This window comes from Rhodoferax sp. GW822-FHT04A08 (assembly GCF_058801025.1).
On record NZ_JBXAMW010000006.1, the window covers coordinates 74487 to 94407 of the forward strand.

The window sequence follows — 19921 nt, forward strand, 5'->3', positions numbered from 1 at the left end:
ATTCTTAAGTAGGACTGGCATGTAGCTGGTCTGTTTCAGGGGACAGTTTTGATCTCATTGGGGTCGCTTTTTAGTCGTCAACCTGCGCCTTTGATCGGGCTTGACGTAAGCACGTCTGGTGTGAAACTGGTCGAATTGGGTCGTGACAAGGCGGGCAACCTGGTATTGGAACGATGTGCCATTGAGCCTCTGGAGCGAGGCTGGATCGCCGACGGCAATATCGAAAAGTTCGACGAAGTTGCGGACGCCATCAGGCGACTGGTCAAGAAGAGCGGCACCAAGACCCGCAACGTGGCTATGGCATTGCCACCCTCTGCGGTAATTACCAAGAAGATCATTCTTCCTGGAGGCATGTCTGACTCTGACCTCGAATTGCAGGTTGAAACGGAAGCCAACCAGTACATTCCCTTTCCGCTGGATGAGGTCAGCCTGGACTTTTGCGTCATGGGGCCCAGTTCAACTTCAGCCGGCGATGTAGAGGTCCTCATTGCAGCATCTCGGCGCGAAAAGGTGCAGGACGTACAGGGGCTGGCAGAGGCAGCCGGATTGACTGCCGTCGTGGTTGATGTGGAATCCTATGCGTCACGGATGGCAACCAATCGACTGATTGAGAACCTTCCTGATCAAGGTAAGGGCCAGATCGTGGCATTGTTTGAGTTGGGGTCGCTTACCACCAGCATGCAAGTTATGCGTGATGAAGACGTGCTGTACGACCGAGACCAAGCCTTTGGTGGCGCGCAGCTCACGCAACAAATTGTGAGGCAGTATGGTTTTTCTGCGGAAGAGGCCGAGGCCAAGAAGCGCAGTGGCGAGCTACCCGAGGACTATGAGTCTGCTGTACTGAATCCGTTTATTGAGACGATGGTTCAAGAATTGGGGCGGGCATTGCAATTTTTCTTTACCAGCACGCCACACAACAAGGTGGACTACATCATGCTGGCGGGTGGCTCTGCGGCATTGCCTGGATTGACTGCAGCAGTGACCCAGCACACATCCTTTCCGTGCACACTTTTGAATCCATTTGATGGAATGGAAATAGGAAGTGGCGTGCGTCTCAAGAAAATGACCCGTGAGGCGCCGTCCTATCTGACCGCCTGTGGCCTGGCCTTGCGGAGGTTTACCCAGTGATTCTGATTAACCTGCTTCCGCACAGGGAGGCCGCGCGTAAACGGCGGCGCGACATATTCAATGTTTCATTGGCTGGATCAGCCTTGTTGGGTGGGCTGATTGCAGGTGCCATTTTCCTTTGGTACGAGTCCGAGATATCTGCGCAGCAAAATTCAAATCAAATCATTGCGAGTGAAATTACCAAACTGGAAGGGCAGATCAAGGAGATCGCCGGCTTAGAGGGGGAAATCGCTGCGTTGAAGGCGCGCCAACAGGCGGTTGAGGATCTGCAGTCTGACCGCAATTTGCCGGTTCACTTGTTGACCGAGTTGGTAAAACAACTTCCTGACGGAATTTTTGTGTCCAAAATGGTTCAGGTGGACCAGTCGGTCACATTGACCGGTACGGCGCAGTCCAACGAACGCGTAGCGGAACTGTTACGCAATCTGGGAAGCAATACGCCTTGGTTCAGCAAGCCTGAATTGATTGAAATTGTGGCTGGAAGTATCACGCTTCCGACCAAAGAACAAAAGCGAGTGTCCAATTTTGTTATCAAGGTGCGCCTCATGCGTTCGAGCGAAGCAGAAAAGGCGGTAGCGCCTGCTGCCGGCGCATCTGCGCCAGCGGCGGCAGCTTCTTCTCCTGTGAAGAAATAGCATAAAGCCATGGCTACCAAATCATTACCTTCGATTGACTTTCAGGCGTTTCAGGACAATCTGAAGAGCCAGTTTTCCAATTTGGACCCTCGCGATCCGTCCGTTTGGCCTTCCATTCCGCGGTATGCGCTTTTTTGCGTAACAACATTGGTGGTGCTGGTTGTTTTGTGGTTCGTATGGCTGAGTGGCTCGCAAGATGCGTTGCAAGAAGAGCAAGCTAAAGAGGTCAAGCTTCGTGAAGATTACAAAGTCAAGTTGGCTAAGGCGGTCAATCTTGATGTGCTGAAGAAGCAGCGCGAACAGGTGCAGCAGTATGTGACGCAGCTCGAAAAGCAGTTGCCCAGCAAGGCGGAAATGGATGCTTTGCTGTCCGATATCAACCAGGCCGGGTTGGGCCGCAGCCTCCAGTTTGATCTGTTCCGCCCTGGTCAGGTGGCCGTGAAGGAGTATTACGCTGAGCTGCCGATTGCTCTGAAAGTGACGGGCAGGTACCACGATATAGGCGCATTCGCTTCGGATATTGCCAATTTGTCCCGCATTGTTACGCTGAACAATCTGACGATTTCCCCCAAGGCGGATGGGGCGCTTGCGATGGACTCCACGGCCAAAACCTTCCGATACCTTGATGATGATGAGGTTAAGGCGCAGAGAAACGCTTCAGGGCCCAAGAAAAAATGAAGCACGCTCATATTACTTTGTTGTTAATTGCCGGGTTTGCACTGGTAGGCTGTGGTTCGTCCAAAGAAGATGATGTTCGAGCCTGGATGGTGCAGGAGCACAATCAGACCAAGCCACATGTTCCCCCCATTCAGCCGCCTAAGCAGTTCATACCTGAACCATATGCCAATACGACGGCGGTGGATCCGTTCAGCAATCTGAAGCTCACGCAGGCACTCAAACGGGACTCATCACAGTCTTCCACCAATGCGAGCCTTGTCGCACCTGAGCTGGCCCGGCGTAAAGAAGCATTGGAGGCCTTTCCTTTGGACTCCATGGCATTGGTTGGAAGCATCATCAAGGCTGGGCAGCCGGTTGCCTTGGTTAAAGTCGACAACTTGCTGTATCAAGTCAAACTTGGAAACTATTTGGGACTGAATTTTGGTCGTGTTACAAAAATCACGGAAACAGAGGTCACTCTTCGGGAAATCGTGCAGGATGCGGTTGGCGAATGGATTGAACGCGTTGCAACGCTCCAGTTGCAGGAGAGGTCCAAATGAATATCAATAATTTTGGGTTAGGGTCTTACATGTGGCGTCGTATCTTCTTTGCACTGTCCTTGATGACGCTTGCTCCTTTGTGCTGGGCTCAGAACGCAATTGAATCGGTGACCGGCTCCATGCAAAGCGGGGTGGAGTATGTGCGAATCGACTTGTCAAAGGCGCTCGACTCAGTTCCTACGGGTTTTACCATTCAGTCGCCCGCTCGCATTGCGTTGGACTTTCCTGGGATCACCAATGCAATGGGTCGATCTTCCATTGAGGTCAATGAGGGCAATCTGAAGTCTGTCAGCGTTGTGCAGGCTGGTGAGAGAACCCGTGTGGTTCTGAATTTGAAACAGGCAACGACATACAAGGCGGAAATCAAGGGCAAATCTTTGTTGGTCGTGCTGGACCCCAGCAGTGCCAGCGCAAAGAGCGCTACAGCGACCTCTACATTTGCAGAAAACCGTACACGCGATGTACAGGCATTGAAGGATGTGGACTTCCGCCGCTCGGCAGATGGTTCCGGTCGCGTGGTTGTCACTTTGCCCAACAGCAATGTGGGGGTGGACATTCGTCAGCAAGGCAAGGCATTGGTTGTTGAATTCATGAAGACATCGCTCTCCGAAGGGCTGCGTCGTCGCATGGATGTTGGCGACTTTGGTACCCCCGTCAAAACGGTTACCACTACGCAAGTCGGGGACCGGGTGCGTATGGTCATTGAGCCGCAAGGGCTTTGGGAGCACTCGGCCTATCAAAACGATGAACAGTTCGTAGTTGAGGTCAAAGAGGTTAAGGTAGACCCCAAGAAGTTGACCCAAGGTATTGGTTATAACGGTCAGAAGCTGTCCCTGAATTTCCAGAGTATCGAAGTGCGTTCGCTGCTGCAGGTCATAGCCGACTTCACCAACTTCAACATTGTTACTTCGGACAGTGTGAACGGATCAGTGACGTTGCGTTTGCAGGATGTTCCTTGGGATCAGGCACTGGACATCATCTTGCAAGCCAAAAATTTGGGCATGCGCAAGAGTGGTAACGTGATCTGGGTTGCTCCAAAGGATGAAATTGCCGCCAAGGAAAAGCTGGATCTGGAGTCCATGACTGCAGTTCAGAATCTGGAACCGGTGAAGACGCAGTCGTTCCAAATCAACTTTGCCAAGGCAGCCGATATTGCTACGCAGATTAGTGGTGCAGGGGCAGTTGCATCGGGTTCCGTTTCTGCGCGGATTTTGAGTTCCAGGGGAAGCGTTATTGCGGAACCCCGTACAAATCAATTATTCGTCACCGATATTCCCAGCCGTCTCGAGCAGGTTCAGGATTTGATTACCAAGCTGGACGTTGCTGTACGCCAAGTGGTGATTGAGGCGAGGATTGTGGAGGCTTCCGACACATTCAGCAAAGCTCTCGGTGTTCGTCTAGGTGGCTCTGATCTGCGTGCCCAAAACGGTGGCGACGGTGGCTATCAACTCAATGGCAGTGACCGAATCGCATTTGGTACCAGTTACAGTAATGCTGTGGCTTCCAGCGGTGCCGGTGGTACGGTTGACCAGACGGCGAGCGCAGTGAATTTGCCGGTGACTGGTACGGCGGCTGGCACCTTCGCTCTGTCCATTTTCAATGCATCCGCCAATCGGTTCCTGAACCTTGAAATCTCGGCCATGGAGTCCGACGGTAAGGGCAAGGTTATTTCCAGCCCCCGTGTAGTGACGGCCGACCAAACCAAAGCGCTTATCGAGCAAGGTACTGAATTGCCCTACCAAGTGGCATCTTCAAGTGGCGCCACGAGTATTCAGTTCCGCAAGGCCAACTTGAAGCTGGAGGTCACGCCCCAGATTACCCCGGAGGGCAGCATTATCCTGACATTGGACGTCAACAAGGACACGGTGGGTCAACTGACACCTGGTGGTTATGCCATTGATACCAAGCACATCCAGACTCAGGCATTGATTGAAAATGGCGGAACCATCGTGATCGGTGGTATCTTTACTGAAGACTCAAGCGATGTTGTGGACAAGGTTCCCTTCTTTGGCGATCTGCCATTTGTGGGTGCCTTGTTCAAGAGAACGACCAAGGGCTCCAACAAGAAGGAAATGCTTGTTTTCATTACACCTAGAGTTTTGGCTGATAGAAGTGCGTCAAATTGAATACTTATGAAATGAACAGGGCACTCACGATGTCAATATTTAAGTCAATAGCCGGGGTCTTGCTGGCTGCTGTGCTGGTAGCTTGTGGAGGTGGCGGCGGAAATGCAAGCTCGCCAACAACATCCACGTCAACCACTACTGCAACTTCTTCTGTCGCGAGCATTTTGCTCACAGCGCCAAATCCGTTGACTCTAGACGCCGACGGCACGTCCACAATTACTTTGACAGTACGTGCATTGGACTCGTCAAATGGCTTAGTCAAAGGTGCGACCATCGGGCTGGCATCTACAGGAAATTCGGTTTTGAGTGCATCAGTGGTTACAACAGATGCCACAACTGGAACTACAACTGTTACATTGACTGCAAACAATGCGGACTTGTCGACCAGAATAGCAACAGTGACTGCAAGTTGCTCTGGTTGCTCCGCTAGTGCTGCGACATTGCAAGTTCAGGTCAACGGTGCAAAGTTAACAGTAACCAGCCCAGCTGGAAGTGCATTAGTTGTTGGTGGCGGTGCCTTCACTTTGAATGCAGTTGTGACAGACGCAAAAGGGGCGGCAGTTGCCAATAAAACGGTTACCTTTGCCGTCACAGATAGTAGTGTATTGAGTTTAGGCGCTGTTACTGCAACGACCAATGCTAACGGATTGGCTACTGTTTCCGTAACTGGTTTAGCTCCTGGATCTGCTAGCGTAAATATTACCTCGCTTGGAAATGCAAAGTCTTTTGCATTTACGGTTACGGGTGGGGCGAGTATTGTAGTAACTTCACCGCCTAATAATTCTGTATTTGTTACAGGGGTTGCGCAACAAATTGTTGTCTCTGCTGCATCAGGTTCCACACTGAATTTCAGTGCGACACGCGGAACTTTCAGTGGTGTTACGGTGAATGGGGGCACCTACACCGCCAACCTGACGGCAACCACCGGAGGCAGGTCAGATATTACGATTTCTGATGGCACACACATTGCGACATTGGTGCTGTACGCTTCCCCGCCCGCTTCTTCTGCGAATCAGGTTATTTTGACAGCTAGTCCCACTACGCTGCCATTGGCAACTAGCACCTCGACGCCAAGTACAAGGATAGTTGCCCAAGCAAAATACAATGGGCAAGGTGTCGCCAATGTCCCTATCTTGTTCTCCTTCACGGGAGGGCCGAATGCAGGCGAATACCTTACGCCGGCCTATCAATTGACAGACGGGACTGGATTTGCGTATGCGGATTTCTACTCAGGTACTTCGGCAACCGTCCAAAACGGCATTACAGTCTCAGCGCAGATACAAAATACAAGTGTACAAACTGGATCTGGTTCATCCAGTGCTCCAGTAGCACTCACGATTGGAGGTCAGGCTTTTTCTGTTTCATTTGGTGCAGCCTCCGTGTTGAGAGAGTCATCGGATAAGACGTTATATATTCAAGACTATGCAGTTCAGGTAACGGATTCAAACAATAATCCGGTGTCAAATGCAACAGTTACATTGCGCGCCAGGCCAGTGGCTTTTAGTACGGGCTCTTTCTGTACAGTGACCGGAACTTATTGTTCAGAGGATGCTAATGGTAACGGGTCGCTTGATGCTGGTGAAGACGGCGTTCGGTCACCAATTACTGTTAACACGACGGGACAGTGCCCAGCATCAAATGCTTTGCCAGCGCCAACTGCAGGTAAATCTGATGGTCTTTTAACCCCTCAAAACTCAATGGGAGGTGCGATACCTTCTTCTGTTCAAACCAATTCAAATGGTTCCGCATCCTTTAGTCTTACGTACTTAAAGGCGTCTGCTATTTGGATTGTTGACAAAATTACTGCAACTGTAGCGAACTCAAGCACCACTGAGTCTGGTAGTGCTTTGATATTCCGATTGCCAGCCAACACAGTCGATATGACTGTGGACAGTAGTGGTACTGTGACTGCTTGCATATTGCCACCCTCACCTTATTGATTTAGGCTTGCGAGTGATTGCGTTAGTCGGTCTTCCCGGTTCCGGGAAGACCACCGTAGGGCGGCAGCTGGCCCGGCGTCTCCAGCTTCCTTTTGTGGATTCGGACCACGAGATCGAGGCCCGCATCGGATGCTCCATTCGTGAGTTTTTCGAGCGTGAAGGCGAAGCACGTTTTCGCGACATTGAGCAGGATGTCCTGGATACCTTGACTCAAGGCGCAGATAAAGTATTGTCGACCGGTGGCGGGGCGGTGCTTCGTCCTGAGAATCGGCAACATTTGCGTGAGCGCGGGCAGGTGGTGTATCTCAAATCGACACCGGAAGAGCTTTTTCGCCGCTTGCGGCATGACTCCAACCGCCCCTTGCTACAGGTGGCAGATCCCATGCACAAACTCAAGACCCTGTATACCGAACGTGATCCGCTGTATCGGGAGGTGGCGCATTTCGTGTTGGAGACTGGTCGACCCTCTGTTTCTACGCTGGTCAACATGATCGTGATGCAATTGGAGCTATCTGGCGCGGGTCAACAGCCCTAAATCTGCGCCGGAGGGAGCTTTTGCAAAAGCTCTAAACTTGAGCTATGAGCAAGCCAAATTTCCAAACAGTCGCCATTGATTTGGCGGAGCGCAGTTACGACATCCATATTGGTTCCCATCTCATGGTTGAAAAAACCATGTGGGAGGCGCTTCCACGGGCCACCTCGGTACTGATCGTCTCCAACGAGACGGTTGCTCCGCTTTATGCAAGGCAATTGGAAGAGTTGCTGCGTGCGAAATTTCCCAAGGTCATTACCTTGTCGTTGCCCGATGGCGAAGCGCACAAGAGCTGGCAGACCTTGAACCTGATATTTGATGCGCTTTTAGAAAACGGCTGCGATCGCAAGTGCCTGCTTGTGGCACTTGGCGGTGGCGTCGTCGGCGACATGACCGGATTCGCAGCCGCAAGTTTCATGCGCGGCGTACCCTTTGTTCAAGTGCCAACCACCTTGCTCTCACAGGTGGATTCTTCGGTGGGTGGGAAAACCGGCATCAATCACCCCCTAGGCAAAAACATGATTGGAGCGTTCTACCAGCCGTTACGGGTGATTTGCGATCTGGACACCTTGAAGACACTTCCTGCCCGGGAAATGAGTGCGGGTCTGGCGGAGGTCATTAAATACGGTCCGATCTCGGATATGGGCTTCATGGAATGGCTGGAGCAGAACATGGATCTGCTGATGGCGCGCGATGTGGATGCGGTGACCCACGCTGTGCGGCGTAGTTGCGAAATCAAGGCATGGGTAGTTGCACAGGATGAGCGTGAGGGCGGTCTGCGTGCAATTCTGAATTTTGGACATACGTTTGGTCACGCCATTGAAGCCGGCATGGGTTATGGCGCGTGGCTGCACGGTGAGGCTGTCGGTTGCGGCATGGTTATGGCGGCAGAGCTATCCAGGCGGCTGGGATTGGTTGATGAGAGCTTTGTCGTGCGGCTGACGGCGCTGGTTGTTCGTGCCGGTTTACCAGTTGTGGGGCCAATATTGGATGCTGCGGACAACGCCGGGCGCTATCTGCAGCTTATGCGTCTGGATAAAAAGTCGGATGCCGGCGAAATCAAGTTCGTGCTGATTGACGGGCCTTCAAGAGCCTGTGTGCGTGGTGCGCCAGATGCAATGGTGCGCGAAGTGATCGATGCATGCTGCACACACTAGATCAATCTTCTTCGGTGGCAACCGGTCTCGCGCCGTATGCGTGTGATCCATCACAGACCCGCGGACGGCGTATTCCTGAGACCAAGGCGCCCACGAGAACGGACTACCAGCGAGATCGGGACCGCATTGTGCATTCCACTGCGTTCAGGCGACTGGTTTACAAGACACAAGTGTTTCTTAACCATGAAGGCGATCTTTTTCGAACACGGCTTACCCACTCGCTGGAGGTGGCGCAACTCGGTCGTAGCATTGCCCGCTCGCTTCATCTGAATGAAGATCTGGTGGAGGCCATAGCCCTGGCGCATGATTTAGGACATACACCTTTTGGTCATGCGGGCCAGGATGCGTTGCATGAGTGCATGACTGAATTCGGTGGCTTTGAACACAACCTGCAAAGCTTGCGCGTGGTGGACTTGCTGGAAGAAAGGTACCCGCAATTTGACGGACTAAACCTGACTTTTGAAACACGTGAAGGGATACTCAAGCATTGCTCGCGCGTCAACGCTACCTTGCTGGAAGCCGCTGATCACAGCTACCCCGATGGCCTGGGCGGGGTGGGGCAACGTTTTTTGACCGGTGCGCGCCCCAGTCTTGAGGCGCAGCTATGCAATCTGGCTGATGAAATTGCGTACAACGCCCATGACATAGATGATGGGATTCGCTCTGGATTGATCACTTTGGAGCAGTTACAAGACGTACCGCTTTTTCTGGAATATTGCGAACAGGCCCAGATTGCACATGCCCACTTGCGGCAACCCAATCAAAAGCGCCGATTGGTGTACGAGAGCATCCGCTTGATGTTGAGCGCCCAAGTGTTTGACGTGATTGATGCTACTTCAGAAGCCATTGAAAAGGCAGGCGTACAACAGCTTGCAGATGTGCGGCAAAGTGGCTCCTTGGTGAAGTTTGACTTGGATATGCAAACCCGGTCTTCACAACTCAAGCACTTCTTGTTTGCGCATCTATATCGGCACCCGCAAGTCGTGCAAACCATGGAGCAGGCCAAGACGGTGGTGCGTGAGTTGTTCGAGGCATATTGTGAGAGGCCTCAGGAGATGCAAGCAGGTTTCGCGCTGAGGTCCCAGTTGGAAACGGTCGCAACCTGGGATGCGGGACCCGCATTGCAGCGGAGCGTGGCAGACTACATCGCCGGCATGACAGATCGTTTTGCTTCCAGGGAACATCACCGCCTTACTGGGCGGCGTGTGCTTCCAACGGTGGCGTGACCGAAATCTAGAAAATGAAAAACGTAGTGGAGGCCCTGTGGGATTTTTGGATCAATTGAAGTCACAGGCGGCGGAGCTGACCAATCAGAATTCAGACAATGCGCGTGACCTTTCTGTCAACTTTGTCAAGACAGAAGCGGCATGCGAAATCGTGTCGCATTACTTGCGTGAATTGGCCAAGCAATTGAATGTTATTGAGCCAACAGGGCCTCGGTTTATTCTGAATGGCAATACGCCTTGGCCTGCCATGAAGTTAGTCAAGTTCAGCGCGGATGCCCGCAAGAAGAGTTTGCGGGATAAGGAAGCTTTTGACACGATCTCCATAGGTTGGACAATGATCCCGAAGATGGGCATTCCTGTCGGTGGAGCGGTGATTGTCAGCTTCTTGCCGGATGCGGACAATGTGCAAAGGATGTTGGATCTAGCCGGTGTTTCTTATGAGCGCAAAGAGCATAGACACCCCGAGCGAAGGAGTCTTCTATCCGTGCGGTTTGAATACACAACCCAGGCGAGAGGAGGCGTGATGGTCACCGCAGATCACGATGCTGCACAACTGGTGTTTCGGGTTGCCAATGCAGAGGGTTTTGGGGTTTTCACAATTCCCATTGAATCGGAGCGCGTCAACAGCAACCTGATGGACGAATTGGCGAAGCTCATAGTGGCGCAGCCAAGCAGGTTTCCATAATGTCTCAAATTTCAGAGAGAGATAAGACCGTGCAGGAGGACACGCGCCGCTGGGTTCAGCGGGCAGTGATTGGTCTCAACCTGTGCCCATTTGCCAAATCCGTCGAAGTAAAACGGCAGGTACGTTATGCCGTCAGCCACGCGTCGCGCGCGAAGGGCCTGCTGGCGGACTTGAAGCGGGAATTGCTGCATCTTGTTGACACCGACGCGGCGATTCTGGACACGACGTTGCTCATTGCGCCGGACGGATTTTCTGATTTCCTGGAGTTCAATGATCTCCTGCAACGTGCTGATCAATTGCTGGTCGATCTGGATCTGGACGGCGTATTGCAAATTGCCAGCTTGCACCCCAAGTACCAGTTTGCCGATACGGATCCGGAAGACATCACCAATTACACAAATCGGGCGCCATATCCCACGCTGCATTTGTTGCGTGAAGAAAGTGTGGATAGGGCGGTGGCGGCATTCCCGAATCCTGAAGCCATATTCGAAACCAATATGCAAACAATGCGACGCCTAGGCGCTGACGGTTGGGGCGCACTGGACTTGGCCGCGCGTGCGACCGACGAAGACCCCTCATGAAGCACACCAAACCACAATCCCGCAAGAGCTCATCCCAAGGGGCGTCCTTAGCTGGCCTGGAAGTCAATCCTTTGGCGGCGGAACTGCGGCCGGGGCAGTCGATTGAATTGCTCAAGGAATTGCACATCCTCACGCGTGAGGGCAAACTCAATCAGGACTCGAGACGCAAACTCAAGCAGGTGTATCACCTGTTCCAGTTCATCGAAAAACTGCTCGATGAACTGCAGACGGAGAAGCACCAGACTTTCAGTCTGGCGGACCATGGTGCAGGAAAGTCCTATCTTGGATTCATTCTGTATGACCTGTATTTCAAGGTCCATGCGGCTGGACACATTTATGGAATAGAGACACGAGCGGAGCTGGTTGACAAGTCAGCCCAATTGGCAGCCAGACTGGGCTTTGACCGCATGTCGTTTCTCAATCTCACGGTGGCCGAATCGGGCCAGAGCAGCAAACTGCCCGACCGCGTCGATGTGGTTACCGCATTGCACGCATGTGACACGGCAACCGACGATGCCATTACCTTTGGGTTGCAGAAGCGAGCCCGGGCCATGGTCCTGGTGCCGTGCTGCCAGGCAGAGGTTGCCCGTCATCTGAACCAAAGCAAGGCTCTGTCACTGTCCCGAACGCCGTTGGCCGAACTGTGGCGCCATCCCTTGCATACGCGTGAGATCGGCAGCCAAATTACCAACGTGTTGCGCTGCCTGTATCTGGAGGCCTGTGGCTACCATGTGACGGTGACCGAGCTGGTGGGGTGGGAGCACAGCATGAAGAACGAACTCATTCTTGCCCGCTATACCGGCCAAAAGAAACGTAGCGCGGCGCAGAGATTGCGCGCAATCCTGCAGGAATTTGGGATTGAATCCCTGCTTGACACCCGCTTTACACACCTGCCAGACAATCAGGCAGACAACGAAATGGCCGTTTAAACCGTTATGGTGCGGTCCCCTCTAAATAGTTTGTGGAGTTCCAGATGAGAAAAGCAATTCGTATTGCTGTGGTTGTGGCCATTGCGGCGGTCTTGGGTGCCTGCGCTTCCAGCAGTCCGGATGTCGTTCAGCGTGGTGAGGCGCAGCGCATGGCGCAGGTGGAAGACGGTGTGATTCTTTCGGTTCGTTCCGTCACCATTGACGGCAGTCAATCTGGTGCTGGCGCCGTGGTTGGTGGCGTGGTGGGAGCCATTGGCGGCTACAGCGGAAGTGGTGTACAGCGCGAGGGGCAAGTTCTGGGTGTGCTGGCTGGTGTGGCGGGAGCTGCGGCCGGTAACATGATTGAGCGCTATGCCACGCGCGATGATGCGTTGGAAATTTTGGTGCAGCTCAAAGGGGGCGAGCGTCGCGCCATTGTGCAAGCCAAAGGTACGGAAAAGCTGGAGGCAGGGGATCCTGTAATCATTGTGACGACGGGCGGCAAAGTGCGCGTTACCAAAGCGCCCAAGTAACCGTGCGCTCCTGCGGCATGGCGCCACCGTACTGCGGGACCGTTTGATATGGCACGCTTGCCCCGTTTGAGCTTCCCGGGCTTGCCCCACCACGTGATCCAAAGAGGGCATAACGGTCAGCCCATATTCCTGCGACCTTCAGATTACCAGTACATGCTGAATCTTGTGCTGGAGTACGCGCGGGAGTTTGACGTGGCCGTGCACGGCTATGTGCTGATGCCCAATCACTTTCATTTGCTTGCGACACCGATCGCCGCCGACGGATTGCCACAAATGCTGCAGTCAATTGGTCGCCGCTATGTGCGCTATTTCAACGATGCACAGGCTAGGACCGGCACTTTGTGGGATGGGCGCTACCGCTGCACGGTTTTGCAACCGGAGAAATACGTTCTTCCTTGCATGGTCTATATGGATGCCAATCCGGTGAGAGCCGGAATTGCGGCCTCCGCCGCGGACTACGAGTGGTCCAGCCACGGCCATTACGTGGGAAGAAGGCAAGACCGGGTGATTACACCGCACGCACAGTTTTGGGGACTGGGTAATACCCCGTTTGCACGTGAAGCCGCTTACGGGGCGTTGGTGCAAGAGGGAATTGCCAGTAGTCTCCAGCAGACGCTGACGGACTCAACCTTGAAGGGCTGGGCATTGGGCGACGCCGTGTTTGTGGAGAAGCTCCAGAAGGAGACCTCCAGACGTCTCACCAAAGGGCAGCCAGGGCGGCCAGCAAGAGAAAAAAAGCAACAGTAGCATAGTCTGGTAATTGGGATTTTATATGTCCCCAATTAATCTAGAGAGAGAATCGGATTCTTAAAAATAGAATCTGACCCTATTTAATTCTTCTTGGCATCTTTGTTGCATTGCATTAAGCTTCACGTCCTCTGTCATTTTCAGGAGCGCGCCATGACAACGGCTGCAGAAGTTAAGCACCTTTCCGAACACGGTCTGTATTCAACAGATCAAGAGCACGATGCCTGCGGCGTGGGATTCGTTGCCCATATACGCGGCGAAAAGAGCCATGCCATTGTCAAGAACGCGCTCAAGATTCTTGAAAACCTGGACCACCGGGGTGCCGTTGGGGCAGACAAGCTGATGGGTGACGGCGCCGGCATTCTGATCCAGTTGCCTGATGCGCTGTACCGCGAAGAAATGCTGGCGCAAGGCGTCACCTTGCCGCCTTTGGGCGAGTATGGCGTGGGCATGATCTTCCTGCCCAAGGAGCATGCATCCCGCCTGGCCTGCGAGCAGGAGATGGAGCGCGCAATCAAGGCCGAAGGCCAGGTGCTGCTGGGCTGGCGTGACGTGCCTGTGAACCGCGACATGCCCATGTCGCCAACGGTTCGCAAGAAGGAGCCAATCCTTCGGCAGGTCTTCATAGGGCGTGGCAATGATGTCATCGTCCAGGATGCACTGGAGCGCAAGCTGTATGTGATCCGCAAGACAGCCAGCGCCGCCATCCAGAACCTGCAGCTCAAGCACAGCAAAGAGTATTACGTGCCCAGCATGTCCAGCCGTACCGTGGTCTACAAGGGCCTGCTGTTGGCGGACCAGGTCGGTGTGTACTTCAAGGACCTGGAAGACGAGCGCTGCGTGTCGGCTCTGGGTCTGGTGCACCAGCGCTTTTCCACCAATACCTTCCCTGAGTGGCCGCTGGCTCACCCCTACCGCTATGTGGCGCACAACGGGGAAATCAACACCGTCAAGGGCAACTACAACTGGATGAAGGCGCGTGAAGGCGTGATGTCCTCCCCGGTTCTGGGACCCGATCTGCAAAAGCTCTATCCGATCAGCTTTGCCGGCCAGTCGGACACTGCGACTTTCGACAACTGCCTGGAACTGCTGACCATGGCAGGTTATCCCATCAGCCAAGCCGTAATGATGATGATCCCGGAGCCCTGGGAGCAGCACACTACCATGGACCCACGTCGCCGGGCGTTCTACGAATACCACGCCGCGATGCTGGAGCCATGGGATGGCCCAGCATCCATCGTGTTCACCGACGGACGCCAGATCGGCGCCACCCTGGACCGCAACGGTCTGCGTCCTTCGCGCTACTGCATCACGGATGATGACTTGGTCATCATGGGTTCCGAGTCGGGGGTGTTGCCCGTGCCCGAAAACAAGATCGTGCGCAAATGGCGTTTGCAGCCAGGCAAGATGTTCCTGATCGATCTGGAGCAGGGCCGCATGATTGATGACGAAGAGCTCAAGGCCAACCTCGCCAACAGCAAGCCGTACAAGCAATGGATCGAAAACCTGCGCATCAAGCTGGATGACGTGGCCATTGCCGAGAAGCGCGCAGACGACAAGTTTGCAGATGTGGTTGCTGGCGTGGAGCCCAAGCGCGTCAGCGACACCGTGTCCTTGTTGGACCGCCAGCAGGCATTCGGCTTTACCCAGGAAGACTTGAAGTTCCTGATTGCCCCCATGGCCACGGCAGGTGAAGAAGCCATTGGTTCCATGGGCAATGACAGCCCGCTGGCTGTTCTGTCCGACAAGAACAAGCCGCTGTACAACTATTTCAAGCAGTTGTTCGCCCAGGTGACCAACCCGCCCATCGACCCGATTCGCGAGGCGATTGTGATGTCGCTGGTGTCCTTCATCGGACCCAAGCCCAATTTGCTGGATATCAACCAGGTCAACCCGCCCATGCGCCTTGAAGTCAGCCAGCCCGTGCTGGACTTCGAAGACATGGCCAAGCTGCGCGACATCGAAACCTACACCCAAGGCAAGTTCCGCAGCTACACACTGGACATCACCTACCCGCTGGCCTGGGGTCATGAAGGTGTAGAAGCCAAGCTGGCTTCGCTCTGTGCCGAGGCAGTCGATGCTATCAAGAGCGGCAAGAACATCCTGATCATCAGCGACCGTTTCATCAGTGCCACCCAGGTCGCCATTCCAGCGCTTCTCGCGCTGTCGGCGATTCACCAGCATCTGGTGCGCGAAGGACTGCGCACCACTGCCGGTCTGGTGGTGGAAACCGGCACTGCGCGCGAAGTGCATCACTTCGGCGTGCTGGCAGGTTACGGTGCCGAAGCGGTGCACCCCTACTTGGCCATGGAAACACTGGCCAGCATCCACAAGGATCTGCCGGGTGACCTGAGCGCCGAGAAGGCCATCTACAACTACGTCAAGGCAGTGGGCAAGGGTCTGTCCAAGATCATGTCCAAGATGGGCGTGAGCACCTACATGAGCTACTGTGGCGCGCAGTTGTTCGAAGCCATTGGCCTGTCGTCACAGACCATTGCCAAGTACTTCACCGGTACACCGAGCCGTGTGGAAGGTATTGGTGTGTTCGAAATTGCCGAAGAAGCCATTCGCATGCACAACGCCGCATTCGGTGACAGCCCGGTACTGGCCAACGCGCTGGAAACCGGCGGCGAATATGCATGGCGCGTGCGTGGTGAAGAGCACATGTGGACACCGGATGCAATCGCCAAATTGCAGCATAGTACCCGCGCCAACAACTGGAACACTTACAAGGAATACGCCCAGATCATCAACGACCAGAGCAAGCGCCACCTGACGCTGCGCGGTTTGTTCGAGTTCAAGATCGATCCTTCCAAGGCCATTCCGGTTGAGGAAGTTGAATCCGCGAAGGAAATCGTCAAGCGATTTGCCACTGGCGCCATGTCTCTGGGCTCCATCTCGACTGAAGCCCACGCCACTCTGGCCGTCGCCATGAACCGCATTGGCGGCAAGAGCAACACGGGCGAAGGCGGCGAGGATTCGGCGCGTTACCGCAACGAGCTCAAGGGTATCCCCATCAAGGTGGGAGATACGCTCAAGAGCGTGATTGGCGCAGAAAACGTGGAAGTAGACTTGCCACTGCAAGCCGGCGACTCTCTGCGCTCGCGCATCAAGCAGGTTGCGTCGGGCCGCTTTGGCGTGACGGCGGAGTACCTCTCCAGCGCTGACCAGATCCAGATCAAGATGGCCCAGGGCGCCAAGCCAGGCGAGGGCGGTCAGCTGCCTGGCGGCAAAGTGTCTGATTACATCGGCAAGCTGCGCCACTCCGTGCCTGGCGTTGGACTGATTTCTCCGCCGCCCCACCACGACATCTACTCCATCGAAGACTTGGCGCAGCTAATTCACGATCTGAAGAACGTGGCACCGCACAGCTCTATATCGGTGAAGCTCGTGTCCGAAATCGGTGTGGGCACCATTGCAGCCGGCGTTGCCAAGTGCAAGAGCGATCACGTGGTGATCGCCGGTCACGACGGTGGTACCGGAGCATCGCCCTGGTCGTCCATCAAGCACGCAGGCAGCCCTTGGGAAATCGGCCTGGCCGAAACCCAGCAGACCCTGGTGCTCAACCGCCTGCGCAGCCGCATCCGCGTGCAGGCCGACGGTCAGATGAAAACCGGCCGCGACGTGGCCATCGGCGCCTTGCTAGGTGCCGACGAGTTCGGCTTTGCCACAGCACCGCTGGTGGTCGAAGGCTGCATCATGATGCGCAAGTGCCACCTCAACACCTGCCCGGTGGGCGTGGCCACGCAGGATCCGGTGCTGCGCCAGAAGTTCTCTGGCAAGCCAGAGCATGTGGTGAACTATTTCTTCTTCATTGCTGAAGAAGTGCGCCAGATCATGGCCCAGCTGGGCATCCGCAAGTTTGACGACATGATTGGTCGCTCCGACCTGCTGGACACCCGCAAAGGTATTGAGCACTGGAAGGCCAGTGGCCTGGATTTCAGCCGCCTGTTTGCCCAGCCGCAAGTGCCTGCCGATGTACCACGTTTCCAAGTGGAATTGCAGGAGCATGGTCTGGAAAAGGCACTGGACAATGTGCTGATCGCCAAGTCCAAGCCAGCCATCGAAAAGGGTGAGCGCGTTCAGTTCATGGAAGTGGCCCGCAACGTCAACCGCTCGGTCGGCGCCATGCTGTCCGGTGCGGTGACCAAGGTGCACCCCGAAGGTTTGCCCGACGACACCATCCGTATCCAGTTGGAAGGAACCGGCGGGCAGTCGTTTGGTGCGTTCCTGTGCAAGGGCATCACCATGTACTTGATTGGCGACGCCAATGACTACACCGGCAAGGGACTTTCCGGTGGCCGTGTGGTGGTGCGCCCCAGCATCGACTTCCGTGGCGATGCCATCAAGAACACCATTGTGGGCAACACCGTGATGTACGGTGCCACTACAGGTGAGGCCTTCTTCAGCGGCGTGGCGGGTGAACGCTTTGCCGTGCGTCTGTCCGGTGCCACTGCGGTGGTCGAAGGTACCGGCGACCATGGTTGTGAGTACATGACGGGCGGTACGGTTGCGGTCCTGGGCAAGACGGGACGCAACTTTGCGGCAGGCATGAGCGGTGGCGTGGCCTACGTGTACGACGAGGATGGTCAATTTGCCAGTCGCTGCAATACCGCCATGGTCAGCCTGGACAAGGTTCTGACAGCAGCCGAGCAACAAGCCTCCGTAGACAAAGCCGTGTGGCACCGTGGCGAGACCGACGAAGCCCAACTGAAGAAGCTGCTGGAAGATCACAACCGTTGGACAGGCAGCAAACGCGCCCGCGATCTGCTGGACAACTGGGAAGCTGCGCGCGTGAAGTTCGTCAAGGTATTCCCCAACGAATACAAGCGCGCCCTGGGCGAGATCCATGCGCGCAAGGAAGCCGCCGCGGCCACCCAGGCAGCTGCTGCGTCTGCCAAGAAGCAAGCGGTTGCTGCCAAGTAAGGCCTCGCCGTACAGCAATTCAAGAGCCAATGGGCCGGTACGCGTGTACCGGTCCGCCAAGGAGTGAGCATGGGAAAGATCACGGGATTCATGGAGTTTGAGCGCATCGAGGAGGGCTACAAGCCCGTTGCCGAGCGGCTCAAGAATTACAAGGAATTTGTCATCGGGCTGGATGATGCCCAGGCCAACAAGCAGGCTGCGCGCTGCATGGACTGCGGCACCCCGTTTTGCAACAATGGTTGCCCGGTCAACAACATCATTCCGGATTTCAACGATCTGGTGTACCGGGGGGACTGGAAGGCCGCTATTGATACGCTGCACAGTACCAACAATTTCCCCGAATTCACCGGGCGCATCTGCCCCGCACCTTGCGAGGCTGCTTGTACGCTGAATGTGAACGAGGAGGCTGTGGGCATCAAGTCGATTGAGCACGCCATCATCGACCGTGCTTGGCATGAAGGCTGGGTGGTCCCTCAGCCTGCCGCAGTCAAGACCGGAAAAAAGGTGGCAGTGGTCGGCTCCGGCCCCGCAGGGCTTGCTGCTGCACAGCAACTGGCGCGGGCTGGCCATGACGTGACCTTGTTCGAGAAGAACGACCGTGTTGGCGGACTGCTGCGCTATGGCATTCCCGACTTCAAGATGGAGAAGTCGCACATCGACCGACGTGTCGAACAGCTCAAGGCCGAAGGCGTGACCATCCGTACCAGCGTGCTGGTCGGTGCAATGCCCAAGGATTCCAAGGTCACCAACTGGGCCAAGGAAGCCATTTCCGCCGAAGACCTCAAAAAGGACTTTGACGCCGTATTGTTGACCGGTGGCTCAGAGCAATCACGCGACCTGCCAGTGCCGGGCCGCGATCTGGATGGCATTCACTTCGCCATGGAATTCCTGCCCCAGCAGAACAAGGTCAATGCGGGCGACAAGCTCAAGGGCCAGCTGCGTGCTGATGGCAAGCACGTCATCGTCATCGGTGGTGGTGATACAGGTTCCGACTGTGTGGGCACCAGCAACCGCCATGGTGCGGTCAGCGTCACTCAGTTTGAAGTGATGCCACAGCCGCCTGAAGTGGAGAACCGCCCCATGACCTGGCCCTATTGGCCGCTGAAGCTGCGCACCAGCTCCAGCCACGAAGAAGGCTGCGAGCGCGTGTTTTCCATCTCCACCAAGGAGTTCATCGGTGAAAAGGGCAAGGTCACCGGCCTCAAGACGGTGCAAGTGGAGCTCAAGGACGGCAAGCTGGTCGAGGTTGCCGGGACCGAAAAGGTCATGAAGGCAGACCTGGTCCTGCTGGCCATGGGGTTCGTCAACCCCGTGGCCACTGTGCTGGAAGCTTTCGGCGTGGACAAGGACGCCCGCGGCAATGCCAAGGCCAGTACCGAAGCGGTTGGTGGTTACAGCACCAATGTGCCCAAGGTATTTGTGGCCGGAGACATGCGTCGCGGCCAGAGTCTGGTGGTGTGGGCTATTCGTGAAGGCCGTCAGGCTGCACGTTCGGTGGATGAGTTCTTGATGGGTGTTAGCGCACTGCCCCGCTGAGTTTTTCCATATCCTTTATGATCCAAAAGCCAGATACATGCTGG

At 55.1% G+C, this 19921-nt stretch carries 16 protein-coding genes; all 16 read left to right on the forward strand.

From position 1 onward, the window contains the following. Nucleotides 1-48 precede the first annotated feature (48 nt). Nucleotides 49-1128 carry a pilus assembly protein PilM gene (locus AC1RMF_RS13530; RefSeq protein WP_342618821.1) on the forward strand — a complete coding sequence of 360 codons (1080 nt, stop codon included), beginning with the start codon at nucleotides 49-51 and terminating at the stop codon, nucleotides 1126-1128. After that, nucleotides 1125-1763, forward strand: coding sequence for a PilN domain-containing protein (locus AC1RMF_RS13535; protein WP_493142081.1), 639 nt, complete (start codon nucleotides 1125-1127; stop codon nucleotides 1761-1763). Before AC1RMF_RS13530 ends, AC1RMF_RS13535 begins: the two co-directional genes overlap by 4 nt. 9 nt (nucleotides 1764-1772) lie before the next feature. Next, complete coding sequence (locus AC1RMF_RS13540) at nucleotides 1773-2441, forward strand: type IV pilus inner membrane component PilO (RefSeq protein WP_342618819.1); 669 nt, start codon at nucleotides 1773-1775, stop codon at nucleotides 2439-2441. Continuing rightward, nucleotides 2438-2980, forward strand: a complete 543-nt coding sequence (locus AC1RMF_RS13545; RefSeq protein WP_342618818.1) for a pilus assembly protein PilP — start codon at nucleotides 2438-2440, stop codon at nucleotides 2978-2980. Before AC1RMF_RS13540 ends, AC1RMF_RS13545 begins: the two co-directional genes overlap by 4 nt. Continuing rightward, entirely contained in the window at nucleotides 2977-5106 is a 2130-nt protein-coding gene (locus tag AC1RMF_RS13550; protein WP_493142083.1) for a type IV pilus secretin PilQ, read from the forward strand. The genes AC1RMF_RS13545 and AC1RMF_RS13550 overlap by 4 nt, the downstream gene beginning before the upstream one ends. Beyond that, a complete protein-coding gene (locus tag AC1RMF_RS13555; protein WP_493142085.1) occupies nucleotides 5103-7046 on the forward strand; it encodes an Ig-like domain-containing protein in 1944 nt (647 codons plus the stop codon). The genes AC1RMF_RS13550 and AC1RMF_RS13555 overlap by 4 nt, the downstream gene beginning before the upstream one ends. A gap of 7 nt (nucleotides 7047-7053) precedes the next feature. Further along, nucleotides 7054-7581 carry a shikimate kinase gene (locus tag AC1RMF_RS13560; protein WP_493142086.1) on the forward strand — a complete coding sequence of 176 codons (528 nt, stop codon included), beginning with the start codon at nucleotides 7054-7056 and terminating at the stop codon, nucleotides 7579-7581. A 44-nt stretch (nucleotides 7582-7625) separates the two neighbouring features. Beyond that, nucleotides 7626-8735, forward strand: a complete 1110-nt coding sequence (gene aroB / locus AC1RMF_RS13565) for a 3-dehydroquinate synthase (protein WP_342618816.1) — start codon at nucleotides 7626-7628, stop codon at nucleotides 8733-8735. Then, a complete protein-coding gene (locus AC1RMF_RS13570; protein WP_493142088.1) occupies nucleotides 8720-9961 on the forward strand; it encodes a deoxyguanosinetriphosphate triphosphohydrolase in 1242 nt (413 codons plus the stop codon). The genes aroB and AC1RMF_RS13570 overlap by 16 nt, the downstream gene beginning before the upstream one ends. A 37-nt stretch (nucleotides 9962-9998) precedes the next feature. Next, nucleotides 9999-10646, forward strand: a complete 648-nt coding sequence (locus AC1RMF_RS13575; RefSeq protein ID WP_493142090.1) for a hypothetical protein — start codon at nucleotides 9999-10001, stop codon at nucleotides 10644-10646. Then, nucleotides 10646-11227, forward strand: a complete 582-nt coding sequence (locus AC1RMF_RS13580; protein ID WP_342618813.1) for a DUF1415 domain-containing protein — start codon at nucleotides 10646-10648, stop codon at nucleotides 11225-11227. The genes AC1RMF_RS13575 and AC1RMF_RS13580 overlap by 1 nt, the downstream gene beginning before the upstream one ends. Beyond that, entirely contained in the window at nucleotides 11224-12156 is a 933-nt protein-coding gene (locus AC1RMF_RS13585; protein WP_493142092.1) for a class I SAM-dependent methyltransferase, read from the forward strand. The genes AC1RMF_RS13580 and AC1RMF_RS13585 overlap by 4 nt, the downstream gene beginning before the upstream one ends. A 44-nt stretch (nucleotides 12157-12200) precedes the next feature. Continuing rightward, the gene (locus AC1RMF_RS13590) at nucleotides 12201-12668 is read left to right on the forward strand and encodes a glycine zipper 2TM domain-containing protein (protein ID WP_493142094.1); all 468 of its coding nucleotides are present in this window, start codon (nucleotides 12201-12203) and stop codon (nucleotides 12666-12668) included. Between the two features lie 48 nt (nucleotides 12669-12716). After that, nucleotides 12717-13415 (forward strand): transposase, encoded by a 699-nt coding sequence (locus tag AC1RMF_RS13595; RefSeq protein WP_342618810.1) that lies wholly within the window; start codon nucleotides 12717-12719, stop codon nucleotides 13413-13415. 153 nt (nucleotides 13416-13568) lie between these two features. Continuing rightward, entirely contained in the window at nucleotides 13569-18341 is a 4773-nt protein-coding gene (locus tag AC1RMF_RS13600; RefSeq protein WP_493142096.1) for a glutamate synthase-related protein, read from the forward strand. A 69-nt stretch (nucleotides 18342-18410) separates the two neighbouring features. Then, nucleotides 18411-19877, forward strand: coding sequence for a glutamate synthase subunit beta (locus tag AC1RMF_RS13605; protein ID WP_493142097.1), 1467 nt, complete (start codon nucleotides 18411-18413; stop codon nucleotides 19875-19877). The last annotated feature ends 44 nt before the right edge of the window (nucleotides 19878-19921 follow it).